Below are 15322 nucleotides of genomic sequence, written 5' to 3'. Positions count from 1 at the left end.
ACGAACGGCGGCTCGGGGTGGCGCACAGCCGCACACGACATCGATCGACCAGCGTGAGTCTTGCCAGTTCGGAAGGGGAATTGCCTGATGGTGGTGGTGCCCCCGGCAGGAATCGAACCTGCGACCTGCGGTTTAGGAAACCGTTGCTCTATCCCCTGAGCTACGAGGGCGCGAGTGCACAGTCTAGCGACCGGTGAGACATCTCGCGGTACGAGGTGCCGCGGGCACCCGCCCGTGTTCCGACCCCAGCTCACGGCTTCCCACTTTACAAACCGTACGTACGTACTGTTAATATCGCCGGCGTGTTCAACAGGTTCCTCCCCGCCCCGGGCACGCCGCGTGTCCTCATGTTCGCCACCCTGGTGAACACCTTCGGCAACGGCGCATACCTCACCACCAGCGCGCTGTTCCTCACCCGCTCGGTCGGCCTGAGCCCGGCCCAGGTGGCGCTCGGCCTGAGCGCGGCGGCCCTGGCCGGCATGGTGCTGACCACCCCCATGGGCTACCTCGCCGACCGCCGGGGCCCCAAGCAGGTGCAGATCGTGGCGCTGGTCGTGCTCGCGGCCTGCTTCACCGGCCTGACCCAGGTCCGCGACCTGTGGTCGTACGTGCTGATCGCCTGCGTGATCGCGGTGGGCGACGCGACGGTGAAGGCGGCCAACGGCGCGATGATCGCGGGCGCGGTGCCCCCGGCGGAGCGGGTGCGCACCCGGGCCTTCATCCGCTCCACGAACAACGCCGGTATCGCGCTGGGCACCCTGGCCGGCGGCCTGCCGCTGCTGCTGGACACCCGCGCGGGCTACCTGGCCGTGCTGCTGGGCAACGCGGTGACGTTCCTGCTGGCGGCCGCCGTCGTCAGGCGGGTCACCGCCGTCGCCCCCGCGTCGGCTCCGGCGGGCGGGCCGCGGATGGTCGCCCTGCGCGATCGCCCGTTCCTGGCGTTCGCACTGCTCGACGGGGTGGTGGCGGCCCTCTACAACGAGGTGCTGAGCCTGGCGCTGCCGTTGTGGCTGATCGCGCACACGCGGGCGCCGGTCGCGCTGGTATCCGCGGCGCTGCTGGTGAACACGATCGGCTGCGTCACCCTGCAGGTGTGGGCGTCACGCGGCACGCACACCGCCGCGGACGCGGTGGGTGTGTCCCGGCGCGGCGCGCTTGTGGTGGCCGCGTCGTGCGTGCTGTTCGGACTGTCGGCGGGGCGGCCGTCGTGGCTGGTGGCGGTGTTGGTGCTGGCGGCGTCGACGGTGCACGTGCTCGGCGAGCTGTGGTTGTCGAGCGCGACGTTCGCGGTCGTCTTCGACCTGGCCCCGGACTGGGCGCAGGGCCAGTATCAGGGCGTACACCAGACGGGGCGGCAGATCGGCAACATGGTGGGGCCGCCGGTCATCACGGCACTGGTCGTCGGCTGGGGCGCCCCGGGCTGGAGCGCCCTCGCCGCGATCTTCGCGGCCGCGGGCCTGGCCGCGCCGCACATCATCCGCTGGGGCCTGCGCCGATCAGGCCGCCAGGGGGCGACCGCCGCTCTGGCCGCCGCAGGCTGACCCGGATCGTCGCCGCAGCCGAGGCGCGACGCCGCGCCCACCGGTCCGCGTCTACACCCGGCGGGTAGCGAGCCGGGGCGGGCGCGACGCCGCGTTCCACATCGGCGGCCACCGCGTGGCCTGGCCCGCTCAGCGGTTGGGGCGCAGGGTCCAGGTGATGGCCAGCTCGCCGGTGGTGATGCCCTCGGCGTTGGCGATGACCACGTTGACCTCGAACTCGGGCCGCTGCCCGGCGTCCAGTTCGGCCACCACGTCCGCGGGCGGCCGGGACAGCGTGGCGGTCGCGCTGACGACGCCCATGGCCAGTTTCTGGTACGCGATACCCGCGCGCACCGCGAGCGGCGTGGCCCGGTGCAGCTGGTCGCCGAACGCGGCGAGCACGATCGCGCCGGAGGCGGTCTCGCCGAGGCTGAACATGGCGCCGGCATGCGGGCCGCCGACGTGGTTGTGCACCGCGGGGTCGTCCGGCAGCGTGGCGACGGCGCGCACCCCGTCCGCGTCGACGGTGATCTCGGTGAACCGGATGCCGAGGGTGCGCGCGAACGGCACGGTGCCCAGCAGGCCTTCGGCGACAGCAGTGGCGTCGATCGTCATGCCCGCCATGTTACCCATCAGTAACTAGCGGGGGCAAGGGGCCGGCCTGGAATGAAGATCGCCGTCTCGGGTCGAAAACCGAGGTGTGACCCCAGGTTTCGGCCCGAAACGGCGATCTTGGCCCACGGCCGCGGTGGCCGCGGGGGGGGCGAGGTGACCCGTCAGCGCCAGCCGACGTCGATCCGGTCACCGCGCTCGTCGAAGAAGTGCAGCGCGTCCATGCGCACCGCGATGGACAGCGGGTGTCCCGAGCTGATCTGCGGGTACGGCGCGAGCCGCACCGCCAGCTCGGCGGCACGCCGGTGGTGCCGGCCCGGGTCCGAGAGAACGCTCTCCCGCTCACGGCTCGACGGCCGTTCGACCACCGAGGTGGCGGCGCCGTTGGAGCGGCCCTTCATCCGGTTGATGACGTGGCCGAAGCGGCGCAGGCGAGAGCCGTGCTCCTCCTGCTCGGCCGCGGACCGGCCGATCTCGTCGACCACGACAGCGGTCGCGCCGATGTCCACGAAGGCCAGCGACTCGTGACCGTGGTGCTCCAGGTAGCGGATGCGGCCCTGCAGCACGTCGCCCGGGGTGTCCGGGGCGACCGGCGTGAGGGCCTCGGCCCGTACGCCGATGACGATGCGCTCGCCGTGGAAGTGCGACACGGCGCGGGCGCGGATGTCGTCCCACTTGAGGTACAGCGACTGCTCGCCCAGGTTGAGCTGGACGTAGCGGTCGAGGTGCACGTAGACCGACGCCTCCAGCAGGTTCATGCGCGGGCTGCCCAGGAAGGCGGCCACGTAGAGGGTGGCCGGCTTGCCGTACACCTGCGTCGGCGTGCCCACGTCCTGCAGCACGCCCTTGCGCATGATGGCGACGCGGTCGGCCATGGTCAGCGCCTCGGCCTGGTCGTGCGTCACGTACACGGTGCTGACGCCCAGCTCGCGGACCAGCCCGGAGATCTCCGCGCGCAGCTCGGCACGCAGGCCGCTGTCGAGGTTGGACAGCGGCTCGTCCATCAGGAACAGCCCGGGACGGCGCACGATGGCACGGCCCATGGCCACCCGCTGGCGCTGGCCGCCGGACAGCTGGCTCGGCTTGCGGCCGAGCACGTCCCCGATGCCCAGTGCGCTGGCCACGTCGGCGACCCGCTCCGCCCGCGGCTCCGGCTCGATGCCGGACAGCCGCAGCGGGAAGCCGATGTTCTCACCCACGGTCATGTGCGGGTACAGCGCGAAGTCCTGGAAGACCATGGCGATGCGCCGGTCACGCGGCGGGAGCTGGTTGGCCAGCTGGCCGTCGAGCATGATGGCGCCGCTGCTGGGATCCTCAAGCCCGGCGATCATGCGAAGCACAGTCGATTTGCCGCAGCCGGAAGGACCCAGGAGCACCATGAACTCCCCGTCGGCCACGTCCAGGCTGACGTTGTCGACCGCTACGGTCCCATCTGGAAAAACTTTGGTGACGTCTTTGAGCGCGACGGTTGTCACCGTCTCCTCCCACAGCCCTCGTTCCGGCCCCGAATCTGGACACTCTCGCGAAAAATCCCCCGCCTTCCTATCGGGTAAACGTTCCATGTTCACGCGGTCACGAATCTATTACCTTGCCGCTCGCCCAGTTCACGACGCTGCGGATGCGGCCGCGAACGCACAGTGTCTTTTTCGGATGGTGCATACGGCGAGGCCCGGACCGCCGTCGCGGTCCGGGCCTCGCCAAGGCGGCGGCGTCCTCAGCGCGGCGGCACCGGTCGCGGCGGCGTCACCTGCTCGCCGAGAAAAACACGGCGCACCACCCGTTCGGCCGCGTGCCCGTCCTCCCAGGCGCAGAAACGGTCACGGAAAGCTGCCCGTCGCTCACTCGACGCGTTCGCGCGGTCCTCGCCGAGCAGCGAGAGCAGTTCGGCGAACGTGCCGGCGACCGGACCCGGCGCAAGCTCGATCACGTCCAGCGACGCGCCGCGGGCGGCGCGGTACTCCGCCCAGTCCGGCACGTAGAGCACGATGGGCCGGTCCAGCACCGCGAAGTCGAAGACCACCGACGAGTAGTCGCTGACCAGGATGTCCGCGGCGAGGTAGAGGTCCTCCACCACCCGATACCCGGACACGTCCTGCACCCGGGCGTCCGGCGAGTCCGCTCCGGGCACCAGGCGGCCGCGCACCAGCACCCGGCCGCGCGGGCCCAGCGCCGCGGCGAGCGCCGCCGGATCGAACGGCGGCAGGGTCAGCGGCTCCGGGCGGGATGTCGGCATGTAGAGCACGACGGTCTCGTCCTCGGGGACGCCCAGCGCCGCCCGCGCCGCCGCGGACTCGGCCGCGCCCGCGCGGGCCAGCCGGTCGTTGCGGGGCGAGCCGGTCTCCAGCGACTCGAACGCGCACGGGTAGGCGCGCTCCCACACCTCGGTGCTGTGGGCGTTCGCGCTGACGCTGAAGTCCCAGCGGTCGCTGCGGCGCAGCAGCGCCGCGAAGTTGTGCTTCTCGCCCGCCGGAAAGCGCTGCTCGTCCAGGCCCATCGCCTTGACCGGGGTGCCGTGGTGCGTCTGCAGGTGCACCTGGCCCGGCCGCTTGCGCACGAAGTCCGGGAAGTTCACGTTGTTGACCAGGTACTTGGCCCGGGCCAGCAGCCGGTAGTAGGCCCGCGAGCCCTCGACCACGTGCGCCGTGCCCGCGGGGACTGCGCCGGCCGCGTCCCGGCCGATCATCCACACCCCGCGCACGTGCGGGGCGAGGCGGCGGGCCGCCTGCTCGACGGCGGCCGGATTGCAGGAGACCTCGCGATACCAGTACGCGGCGTAGCCGGCCAGGTTCTCGTCGAGGGGCAGGCTGCGCTGCAGCCGGTAGTAGGCGCGCGCGAGCAGGCCCAGGTGGGAGCCGGACCCGGCGCGTTCGCGCAGCCCGGCGGCGAGCGCGTCACGCAGGCTGCGCTGGGCCCGCCGCACCGCCTGCACCGCCGCGTACGAGCGCCAGGCCCGCCGGGCCACCAGGCGGTAGCGCAGCCCGTCCGCGCCGCGCGGCGGGGCGAACCCGCCCGCGGGCAGGTAGCGGGCGAACATGTCGGCGGTGCGCAGGAACGAGTGCCGGCGCAGGTTCGGCGGCAGCCGCTCGGTGTTGCCGACGGTCTGCATCAGATGCCAGATCATGCGCGCGAACAGCACCGGCCGGATCGGATCGGCCCGGCTGCCCTGCCGGTCGATCAGCTCCCACGCCCGCTCCCAGTGGGTGAAGACCTCCAGGTGCCGGGGGTTCACGGTGCGCGTGATCGCGCCCTGGCGGCGCTGGCGGTAGGCGTAGCAGACCTCCTCCAGCGTGAAGATCCGCTCCGCGCCCACCAGCAGCGGGTACGTCCAGGAGACGTCCTCGTACCAGCCGGGAGCGAACCGCAGGTCGAGCTTGGCCAGCAGATCCCGCCGCACGATCTTGTTCCACACGGTGTGGATCGTCTTGATCAGGTTCGGGCGGGCCTGCAGGTCGGCTCCGTTGGGCCCGACCGCGGCGGCGAACGAGCGGCGCAGCCTGCTCCGGCGCGGCCGCCCGACGGGGTACGTGCGCTCGAAGTCCACGATCAGCACGTCCGGGGCCTGCTCGCGCAGCGCCCGCGCGACCGTCTCCAGGGAACCCGGGGTGAGCGTGTCATCGGTGTCGACGAACCACACGTACTCGCCGGTCGCCTGGGCCAGGCCGACGTTGCGCGCCTCCCCGAGCCCGACGTTCTGCGCCAGGTGCAGCACCCTGACCCGGGCGTCCCGGGCGGCGTACTCGTCGAAGATCTCGCCGCAGTGGTCGGGCGAGCGGTCGTCGACGGCGATCAGCTCGACGTCGTCGAAGCCCTGGTCCAGGATCGAGTCGAGGCACTCGCGCAGGTAGCCCTGCACCCGGTAGGCGGGCAGGACGATGCTCAGCAGCGTCACGTCGGCATCGGCCCCCTGCGCGGCGGGGCCGGTGCGGCCCGCGTTCGGTGTCGCCTCAACGCTAACAACGCGGACCGCGCTCAAACGGGTGAAACCGGAGGACGGTCGCTCAGCACTCGATCACGTTGACGGCGAGCCCGCCACGTGCGGTCTCCTTGTACTTGACCTTCATGTCGGCGCCGGTCTCCCGCATCGTCTTGATCACCTTGTCCAGGGAGACGAAGTGGTTGCCGTCGCCGCGCATCGCCATCCGGGCCGCGGTGATGGCCTTGACGCTGGCCACCGCGTTGCGCTCGATGCACGGGATCTGCACCAGGCCGCCCACCGGGTCGCAGGTGAGCCCGAGGTTGTGCTCCATCGCGATCTCGGCGGCGTTCTCCACCTGCTCCGGGGTGCCGCCGAGCACCTCGGCCAGCCCGGCCGCCGCCATCGAGCAGGCCGAGCCCACCTCGCCCTGGCAGCCGACCTCGGCCCCGGAGATGGACGCGTTCTCCTTGAACAGCACGCCGATCGCGGCGGCGGTGAGCAGGAAACGCACCACGCCGTCGTCGTTCGCGCCGGGGATGAAGCGGGCGTAGTAGTGCAGCACCGCGGGCACGATGCCGGCCGCGCCGTTGGTCGGGGCGGTGACCACCCGGCCGCCGGCCGCGTTCTCCTCGTTCACGGCGAGGGCGAACAGCGTGATCCAGTCCATGACCCGCAGCGGGTCGGTGGCGAAGTGCTCCTTGGACAGGCTGCGGTGCAGCTCCGCGGCCCGCCGGCGCACCTTCAGACCGCCGGGCAGGGTGCCCTCGACGGTGCAGCCGGTCTCCACGCAGTCCTGCATGACCTGCCAGATGCGCAGCAGCCCGGCCCGCACGTCGGCCTCCGAGCGCCAGGACAGCTCGTTGGCGAGCACGATGTCGCTGATCCGCAGGCCGGTGTCCTTGGCCAGGGCGAGCAGCTCACCGCCCGTCCGGTACGGGAAGCGGACCACCGTGTCATCCGGTTTGATGCGGTCTGCCCCGGCCGCGTCCTCGTCCACCACGAAGCCGCCGCCGACCGAGTAGTAGGTGCGCTCGCGCACGCACGCCCCGGCCGCGTCGAAGGCCGCGAACGTCATCCCGTTGGGGTGGTAGGGCAGCGAGCGCCGGCGGTGCAGGGTCAGCTCGAACGAGGCGTCCTCGATGTCGAGCAGCCGGACCCGGCCCGCCGCCTTGATCTCGCGGAAGCGGGCGTCGGCGGTGGCCGTGTCGACGGTCTCGGGATCGTCGCCGGCCAGCCCGAGCAGCACCGCCTTGTCGCTGCCGTGGCCGTGACCGGTCGCGCCCAGCGACCCGAAGAGCTCGGCACGCACCAGCGCGACATCGCTGAGCAGCCCGTCCGCCTTCAGCCCGGTCGCGAACCGGTTCGCCGCGCGCATCGGCCCGACCGTGTGCGAGCTGGAGGGCCCGATCCCGATCTTGAAAAGGTCGAACACGCTGATCACGGGGTGTGCCTTCCGACGCTGGAACGAACAGCCAACAGTAGCTCTGCCGCCGACCGGACCGTCAGCCGAGTGCTCCCCGGCGGGCTGGCACCGGCTCCGGGCCCCAGCCCCCGCGACGCCGGCTGCACGCCGACGGCGACCTCACGCCCCGTCGAAGATCACGGTTACCGATGTGTAGCCCAGCGAGCGCATCATGCTCTCCAGGGTCTTACGGGTGTTCTCCTCGGCCCGCTGCTGCAGCGTGCTCTTCTTCGCCGCGTCGGCCAGCTGCTGCTCAGCCCGCAGCAGGGTCTCCTGCTGCCGGTTCGGGTCGCCGTCGAAGAACTCGCCCACCCGGTTGATCAGGCCCCGCTCCTCGGCGAAGACGTAGCTGCGGTCCAGATCCAGCTTCGGCTCGGCGACCTGCGGCGCGGGCAGCGTGATGGTGACCGACTTGCGGTCCGGCGAGACGACGATCTTGTCGTCGGAGAGGTTGCTGAAGTCGACGTAGGCCTCGACCGTGCCCGCCGCCACGAACAGCGTGCGCTGGTTGAGCAGCCAGTCGGGGATGAACTTGCGGTCCTCCTTGAGGTCGACGATGACCTCGAAGTTGCCCTCGGCCGCGACGAACCGGCTCAAGTCCTTGATCGACAGCAGCAGCGGCGGCTGCGAGTTGTCGGTCGTCCGCTCCGCGAACGGGTTGCCGAACTTCGGGATCAGCCCGGCCGCGGTCAGCCCGAAGTAGCCGCCGGCCAGCACGCCGAGCACCACCACCAGGGCCAGGAACGCGCGGCCCAGCCGGGACCGGCGGGGCGGCTCGACCAGCACGGTCTCCTCGTCGTCGGGACGCTGCCGGGGCAGCGGTTCGGTCGGCCGGGACCGGCCGGGTTTGAATTCCGGCAGGTTCTGCGTCGGCTCGTCGGCGGCGCCCATTGACGTCTCCTGTCTGACCGCTGGGGTGTACGGACACCACGGTATTACCCGACGCCGACAACAAGCACCCTCTGCGGTCGGACGAATACGCGATAGCCGCGCGACGGGCCGGGCGGCCGTCAGCCGAAGGCGGCGATGCCGGTGAGGCGCTGGCCGAGCACGAGCTGGTGGATCTCCGAGGTGCCCTCGTAGGTCAGCACGCTCTCCAGATTGTTGGCGTGACGCAGCACCGGGTACTCCCCGGAGACGCCGTTGGCGCCGAGGATGGTGCGGCACTGCCGGGCGATCGCGATCGCCTCGCGCACGTTGTTCAGCTTGCCCGCGCTGACCATCTCCGGGCGCAGCGCGCCGCGGTCGGCCGTGCGGCCCAGGTGCAGCGCGAGCAGGAAGCCTTTCTGCAGCTCCAGCGCCATGTCGGCGAGCTTGGCCTGGGTGAGCTGGAAGCCCGCGATCGGCCTGCCGAACTGGATGCGGGTGCCGGCGTACGCGATGGCCGCGTGCAGGCAGTCGCGGGCCGCGCCGAGCGCCCCCCAGACGATGCCGTAGCGGGCCTCGGTGAGGCAGCTCAGCGGGGCCTTCAGGCCCTGGGCGCCGGGCAGGATCGCGTCGGCGGGCAGCCGCACCTCGTCCAGCACGATCTCACCGGTGGCGCTGGCCCGCAGCGAGAGCTTGCCGGTGATCTCCTTGGCGGTCACGCCGGGCGTGTCCATCGGCACCGCGAATCCGCGCACGCCCTCGTCGGTGCGGGCCCAGACCACGGCGACGTCGGCCACCGGCGCATTGGTGATCCACATCTTGCCGCCGTGCAGCACCCAGCCGTCGCCGTCACGGCGGGCCCGGGTGGACATGTTCGCCGGGTCGGAGCCGTGGTCGGGCTCGGTCAGGCCGAAACAGCCGATCAGCTCACCGGAGGCCATACCGGGCAGCCAGCGCTGCTTCTGCTCCTCGGAGCCGTACTTCCAGATCGCGAACATGGCCAGCGAGCCCTGCACGCTCACCAGCGAGCGCACACCCGAGTCGGCCGCCTCCAGCTCCAGGCAGGCCAGCCCGTACGCGACGGCGGACGATCCGGCGCAGCCGTAGCCCTCGAGGTGCATGCCGAGCAGGCCGAGCGCGCCGAAGTCGCGGGCCAGCTCGCGCACCGGGGCGTGGCCGGTCTCGTACCAGCCGGCCACGTGCGGGCGTACCTTGTCGTCGACCAGGCGCCGGACCACGGCGCGGATCTGCAGCTCCTCATCGGTGAGCAGCGAGTCCAGGTCGAGCAGATCGAGGGGGAGCACCGGAGAGGTCACGAGGCCACCTTAACGGCGGCTAAGCCATCAGGTAAACGACGGCCGGGTTCGGCCGCCGACCGCACCCGCCAGGAGCGGAAGTCCGCGCAGCGGACGAGCGACCGGCGGGTAAGGGAGGCTGAGAGGCCGAACCCCGCGCCCGCGAAGGCGGGCGCCAGCAGCTCAGCTCAGGACCAGGACGCGGACGTGGATCTGGTGCCGCTGCTGCAGCGCCGCGCGCAGCGCCCGGTGCAGCCCGTCCTCCAGGTAGAGCTCGCCCTGCCACTGCACCACGTGGGGGAAGAGGTCGCCGTAGAACGTGGAGTCGTCTGCCAGGACCCGGTCCAGGGCCATCTCCAGCTTGATCGTGATCAGCTGGTTGAGCGACACCCGCTCCGGCGGGATCTCGGCCCACTGCTTGAGGGTGTACCCGTGCTCCGGGTACGGCCGCCCGTCGCGCACCGCCTTGAAGATCACGCCTGCCCTCCCTCCGAAACCGAGTGCGCTCAGCCTAACCGCCGTCGGCGACGTTACGCGCACCCGCCGACACCTGCGCCGCTTCCACGGTCGCTCCCCAGGTCCCGCGGTGGACCACCTCGTCGAGTGACCTGCGGCCCCGGGCGAGTGACGCCGACCGGTGATCGGCCGCCCGGTAGCCCACGCTCACCGCGCCGACCGGGGTGTGCCCGGCCGGCACGCCGAATGCCGCGCGGAACGCGTCGAGCCGCTGCGGCGGGATGCCGAAGAAGCACGCGCCCAGGCCCTCGTCCACCGCGGTGAGTAGCATCAGCAGCGCGGCCATGCCGGTGTCGACGTGCCAGTACGGCACCGCCCAGCGCGCCTCGTCGCGATCCGTCCAGCCCTTGTCGGACTCGGCGTACCGGTCCAGGTACGCCGACTTGTCCGACAGCGGAACGATGATCAGCGGTGCGGTGCGCATGCCGTCCAGCCACCGGGTCCGCGCGCCGGCCGGCGGGCTCGCCGCCGTCCAGAAGCGTTCCCGGTCGCCTGCCGCCTCCAGCACCAGGAACGCCCAGCCCTGGGCGAACCCGGCCGAGGGCGCCCGGGTGGCGTGGCTCAGCAGCCGCTGCACGACCTCGGCCGGCACCGGCCGGTCCGGGTCGTAGCGGCGCACCATCCGGCGCCGGCGGACGACGTCGGCGAACTCCACGCTCAGGCCCCGAGGTCGGCGCGGATTCCCCAGGTGCCCTGCCAGGTCTCGTCGGGGGCCAGCTCGACCAGGTCCCGGCCCGAGCGCATCGCATCCGGCGGGCAGGTCATCGGCTCGATCGCGACCGCGCGGCGGTGCCGCTCGCCGGTCAGCGTGTGCGCGGTGAACAGCTGCCACCAGTGGAAGTTCGCGTCGGCCCAGACGTGCACCGCGCGCCCGTCCGGGGCGCTGATGCTGACCGTCGAGCCGCCGTCGCCGTCGCGGACCAGGTCGCCGAACGCCGTGTCGAGCTCCAGCGCGCCGATGCGCCGCGGCTCGGTGAAGTCGAACTCGCCGCCGGCCACCTTCGCCGCGCCGATCGGCAGCATGCGGCCGTCGACCAGCAGCCGGGTGCGCGCGGGCACCGTCAGCGTCAGCTCGTCCACCGTGTGGCCGGGGATGCGCAGGTACGGGTGCGTGCCGACGCCGAAGGGCGCGGGGTCGGCCGAGCGGTTCGTCACGTGGTGCGTCACGGTCAGGCCGAGATCGCCCAGCCGGTACTCGACCCGCAGGTCCAGCCGCCACGGGTAGCCGATCTGCGGCTCCAGCCCGCACTCCAGCGCGAGCAGGCCGTCGGACTGCTCCGCCACGTGCCAGGGCAGCCAGCGCACCAGGCCGTGGATCGCGTTGTGCAGGGACGGCTCGCTGAGCGGAAGCTGGTGGGCCTGGCCCGCGTGGCGGTAGTGGCCGTCGCGGATCCGGTTCGGCCAGGGCATCAGCAGCTGGCCGGAGCCGGCCGGGCAGAGCTCGCCCTCGGCGTAGCCGTCGAGGATCTCGGTCCCGCCCACCGAGTAGCCGCGCAGGCCGCCGCCGACCTCTACGACGGTCGCGGTCTGATCACCGTGGCTGAGCGTCCATTGGGTGCCGGACGGCCGAAAGTTGGTCACGATCTCGCACCCTACATTGCTTTCTAGGGCGCCAGGCGCTCCACGATCCACCTGTCCGCGCCGCCGTCCGGCTCCCTGCGGAAACGGAGCCGATCGTGCAGCCTGCTGCGCCTGCCCTGCCAGAACTCCACGGTCTCCGGCTCCACCCGCAGCCCGCCCCAGTGCTCGGGCAGCGGCACGTCGTCCTCGGCCGGGAACGACTGCTCGGCGGCGGCGTACGCGTCGTCCAGCGCCTGCCGGTCGGGCAGCACCGAGGACTGCGCGCTGGCCCACGCGCCCAGCTGCGCCCCGCGCGGGCGCAGCCGGAAGTACTCCTCGCTCACGTGCCGGTCCACCGGCGCGATCCGGCCGCACACCACCACCTGGCGGCCCATCGCGAACCACGGGAAGAGCAGGCTGGCGTACGGGTTGGCCAGCGCCTCCCGGCCCTTGCGCGAGGCGTAGTTGGTGAAGAACACGAAGCCGCGCTCGTCGTAGCCCTTGAGCAGCACGGTGCGGCTGCTGGGCCGCCCCTGCGCGTCGGCCGTGGCGACGATCATCGCGTTGGGCTCCGGCAGCTCCGCGGCGACCGCCTCTGCGAACCACCGCCCGAACTGGGTGGGCCAGTCCGCGGCGAGGTGCTCCTCGACGAGCGGCTCCTCGCGTACGGCCGGGCGCTGCGCGGCGGCGGGCTCGTATTCACGGCGCATGCGCGCCAGGTCGTGGGGCGCGGCGGAGGGGCCGGTGGTCAAGGTGTGCTCCAAGTCACGTAGTCATCCTGTCGCACTGCGTATCAGCAGTGGAAATCGTGTCGTGCCAGCTCGCCCCCGGTGGAAATCCCGTTGACAAGGCCATCGTCGACCGAAGATGTCGCGTCCGGCACGTGCGGGGCGGGTCGCCAAACGGTTACCCGCGGGGCAAGATGTTGCTCGAACTGAACCTAACCTCAGGTCCGAGAACCGGGAGAACGACATGTCCGACTTCAAGCCGGGCCTGGAGGGCGTGATCGCCTTCGAGACCGAGATCGCCGAGCCCGACAAGGAAGGCGGCGCGCTTCGCTACCGGGGCGTCGACATCGAGGATCTGATCGGCCAGGTCTCCTTCGGCAACGTCTGGGCGCTGCTGGTGGACGGCAAGTTCGGCCCGGGCCTGCCGCCCGCCGAGCCGTTCCCGGTGCCCGTGCACTCCGGTGACATCCGCGTCGACGTGCAGTCCGCGGTCGCCATGCTCGCCCCGTACTGGGGCCTGGGCCAGCTCCTCGACATCTCCGACGAGCAGGCCCGCGAGGACCTCGCCCGGGTGTCGGTGACCGCGCTGTCCTTCGTGGCGCAGTCGGCCCGCGGCCTGGGCCTGCCGGCCGTGCCGCAGAAGGAGATCGACAAGGCGCAGACCATCGTCGAGCGCTTCATGAAGCGCTGGCGCGGTGAGCCCGACCCGCGGCACGTCAAGGCCGTCGACGCGTACTTCATCTCGGCCGCCGAGCACGGCATGAACGCCTCCACCTTCACCACCCGGGTCGTCGCCTCCACCGGCGCCGACGCCGCGGCCTGCATCTCCTCCGGCATCGGCGCGCTGTCCGGCCCGCTGCACGGCGGCGCGCCCTCGCGGGTGCTGCACATGATCGAGGGCGTGGAGCGCTCCGGCGACGCCGAGGGCTACGTCAAGGGCGTGCTGGACCGCGGCGAGCGGCTGATGGGCTTCGGCCACCGGGTCTACCGGGCCGAGGACCCGCGCGCCCGCGTGCTGCGCCGCACCGCCAAGGAGCTGGGCGCGGCCCGCTACGAGGTGGCCGAGGCGCTGGAGAAGGCCGCGCTGGCCGAGCTGCGCGCCCGCCGCCCCGACCGGGTGCTGGAGACCAACGTCGAGTTCTGGTCCGCGGTCGTGCTCGACTTCGCCGAGGTGCCCGCGCACATGTTCACCTCGATGTTCACCTGCGCCCGGGTGGCCGGCTGGTCCGCGCACATCATGGAGCAGAAGAAGCTGGGCCGCCTGGTCCGCCCGTCGGCGACGTACGTCGGCCCCGGCACCCGCAAGGCCCAGGAAGTCGAGGGCTGGAACGCGATCAGCCACCACTGATCCGTCCGTACACCGCGAAGGGCGCCCGCACCACGGGCGCCCTTCGCGCGTGAGGACCATCACGGGGGAAACGGTGGGACGGCGCCCAGGGGTGGGTCGTTGACGTGGGAGAATGCGGCATTGGCAGCGTCGCCGATGCTCTCTCGCACGATCTGACACGCCTGAAGGACTGATGTCATGGCCGAGACGCCGATCAAGATCCCTGCCGAGCTCCTGCCTGCCGACGGCCGGTTCTGCTGCGGCCCGTCCAAGGTGCGGCCCCAGGCGGTGGAGGCGCTCAGTTCGGTCGCCGGCTCCTTCCTCGGCACCTCGCACCGGCAGAAGACGGTGAAGAACCAGGTCGCCCGCTTCCGGCAGGGCCTGGCCGACTTCTTCGGCCTGCCCGAGGGCTACGAGGTGATCATCGGCAACGGCGGCACCACCGCCTTCTGGGAGGTCGCCGCGTTCTCCCTGATCAAGGACCGGGCCCAGTTCGCCACGTTCGGCGAGTTCGGCGCGAAGTTCGCCAAGGCCGTCAAGGACGCCCCGTTCCTGGGCGCGCCGACGGTGCACAAGGGCGAGCCTGGCAGCGCCGCGTTCCTGACCGCGGAGGCGGGCGTGGACGCGTACGGCATCACGCAGAACGAGACGTCGACCGGTGTCGCCGTGCCCGTGCAGCGGGTGGCGGGAGCCGACCCCGGCGCGCTGATCCTGCACGACGCCACCTCGGCCGCGGGCGGCCTGGACGTGGACCTGACGCAGAGCGACGTCTACTACTTCGCGCCGCAGAAGTGCTTCGCCTCGGACGGCGGCCTGTGGATCGCCATCCTCTCCCCGGCCGCCATCGCGCGGGCCGAGGAGATCAAGGCGGGCGGCCGGTACATCCCGGCGTTCCTGGACCTGGTCACCGCGATCGAGAACTCGCGGCTGGAGCAGACCCTGAACACGCCGGCGCTGGCCACCATCTTCCTGGCCGCCGAGCAGACCGACTGGATGAACGCGCAGGGCGGCCTGTCCTGGGCGGCGCAGCGCACCGCGGAGAGCGCCGAGATCCTGTACCGCTGGGCGGAGAAGTCGCCGGTGGCGACGCCGTTCGTGACCGATCCCGGCCTGCGCTCCAATGTGGTCGCCACGATCGACTTCAACGACGGCATCGACGCGGCCGCGATCGCGAAGACGCTGCGCGCCAACGGCGTGGTCGACACCGAGCCGTACCGCAAGCTGGGCCGCAACCAGCTGCGCGTCGCGCTCTACCCGGCCATCGAGCCGTCGGACGTGCAGGCACTGACCGCGAGCATCGACTACGTGATCGAGCAGCTGTAGACCGTTTCGCGCAACTGATGCGGCGGGGCCCGAAGGGCTCCGCCGCGTTTTCGTCCGCGTACCGGTGAATCCATGCGGCATTTGGGCCTATTTACGGAAGTCTTGGATAGGCTCGCCGCTTCCGCCGGGTGTAGCCAGCGGCACGGCTGGGCAACTGCCTGCAGAGCGAGCCCACCCGACCAGCGCAAGGGGTCCA

At 71.8% G+C, this 15322-nt stretch carries 13 protein-coding genes and 1 tRNA gene; 3 read left to right on the top strand and 11 right to left on the bottom strand.

Annotation, left to right across the window (positions count from 1 at the left end; all coding sequences use genetic code 11):
• Positions 1-94: 94 nt before the first annotated feature.
• Positions 95-170, bottom strand: a tRNA-Arg gene (locus HAV39_RS17065).
• 132 nt (positions 171-302) lie between these two features.
• Here HAV39_RS17065 and HAV39_RS17060 point away from each other — a divergent pair.
• Entirely contained in the window at positions 303-1541 is a 1239-nt protein-coding gene (locus HAV39_RS17060) for an MFS transporter (protein WP_239120506.1), read from the top strand.
• A 129-nt stretch (positions 1542-1670) separates the two neighbouring features.
• Here HAV39_RS17060 and HAV39_RS17055 read toward each other — a convergent pair whose 3' ends face one another.
• The 10 genes from HAV39_RS17055 to pdxH all read right to left on the bottom strand — a co-directional run bounded on the left by HAV39_RS17055 (position 1671) and on the right by pdxH (position 12458).
• Positions 1671-2135 carry a DUF4442 domain-containing protein gene (locus tag HAV39_RS17055; protein WP_191840186.1) on the bottom strand — a complete coding sequence of 155 codons (465 nt, stop codon included), beginning with the start codon at positions 2133-2135 and terminating at the stop codon, positions 1671-1673.
• A 161-nt stretch (positions 2136-2296) separates the two neighbouring features.
• Positions 2297-3607 (bottom strand): ABC transporter ATP-binding protein, encoded by a 1311-nt coding sequence (locus tag HAV39_RS17050; RefSeq protein WP_120317936.1) that lies wholly within the window; start codon positions 3605-3607, stop codon positions 2297-2299.
• A 239-nt stretch (positions 3608-3846) separates the two neighbouring features.
• The gene (locus HAV39_RS17045; protein WP_191840185.1) at positions 3847-6021 is read right to left on the bottom strand and encodes a bifunctional glycosyltransferase/CDP-glycerol:glycerophosphate glycerophosphotransferase; all 2175 of its coding nucleotides are present in this window, start codon (positions 6019-6021) and stop codon (positions 3847-3849) included.
• Between the two features lie 109 nt (positions 6022-6130).
• Positions 6131-7489, bottom strand: a complete 1359-nt coding sequence (locus HAV39_RS17040) for an L-serine ammonia-lyase (protein ID WP_191840184.1) — start codon at positions 7487-7489, stop codon at positions 6131-6133.
• 141 nt (positions 7490-7630) lie between these two features.
• Entirely contained in the window at positions 7631-8401 is a 771-nt protein-coding gene (locus HAV39_RS17035; RefSeq protein WP_191840183.1) for a DUF4230 domain-containing protein, read from the bottom strand.
• Positions 8402-8520: 119 nt separating this feature from the next.
• Positions 8521-9681, bottom strand: a complete 1161-nt coding sequence (locus HAV39_RS17030) for an acyl-CoA dehydrogenase family protein (protein WP_191840277.1) — start codon at positions 9679-9681, stop codon at positions 8521-8523.
• A 174-nt stretch (positions 9682-9855) separates the two neighbouring features.
• Positions 9856-10149, bottom strand: a complete 294-nt coding sequence (locus HAV39_RS17025) for a type II toxin-antitoxin system VapB family antitoxin (RefSeq protein ID WP_120317932.1) — start codon at positions 10147-10149, stop codon at positions 9856-9858.
• A 34-nt stretch (positions 10150-10183) separates the two neighbouring features.
• Positions 10184-10843: a nitroreductase family protein gene (locus HAV39_RS17020; protein ID WP_191840182.1), complete on the bottom strand. Its 660-nt coding sequence runs from the start codon at positions 10841-10843 to the stop codon at positions 10184-10186.
• A 2-nt stretch (positions 10844-10845) separates the two neighbouring features.
• Entirely contained in the window at positions 10846-11769 is a 924-nt protein-coding gene (locus tag HAV39_RS17015; protein WP_239120507.1) for an aldose 1-epimerase family protein, read from the bottom strand.
• A gap of 23 nt (positions 11770-11792) precedes the next feature.
• Entirely contained in the window at positions 11793-12458 is a 666-nt protein-coding gene (pdxH, locus tag HAV39_RS17010; protein WP_191840275.1) for a pyridoxamine 5'-phosphate oxidase, read from the bottom strand.
• A 262-nt stretch (positions 12459-12720) separates the two neighbouring features.
• On the opposite strand from pdxH, the gene HAV39_RS17005 reads away from it, so the two are divergent.
• Together HAV39_RS17005 and serC are read left to right on the top strand one after the other, a co-directional pair.
• Positions 12721-13824 (top strand): citrate synthase 2, encoded by a 1104-nt coding sequence (locus HAV39_RS17005; protein WP_120317930.1) that lies wholly within the window; start codon positions 12721-12723, stop codon positions 13822-13824.
• Positions 13825-14001: 177 nt separating this feature from the next.
• Positions 14002-15126, top strand: coding sequence for a phosphoserine transaminase (serC, locus tag HAV39_RS17000; protein ID WP_191840181.1), 1125 nt, complete (start codon positions 14002-14004; stop codon positions 15124-15126).
• Positions 15127-15322 lie beyond the last annotated feature (196 nt).

The organism is Catellatospora chokoriensis (assembly GCF_011297315.1).
Taxonomy (GTDB): domain Bacteria; phylum Actinomycetota; class Actinomycetes; order Mycobacteriales; family Micromonosporaceae; genus Catellatospora; species Catellatospora citrea.
The sequence above is the reverse complement of the archived record's forward strand: the minus strand, read 5'-3'. Positions and strand labels throughout refer to the sequence as shown.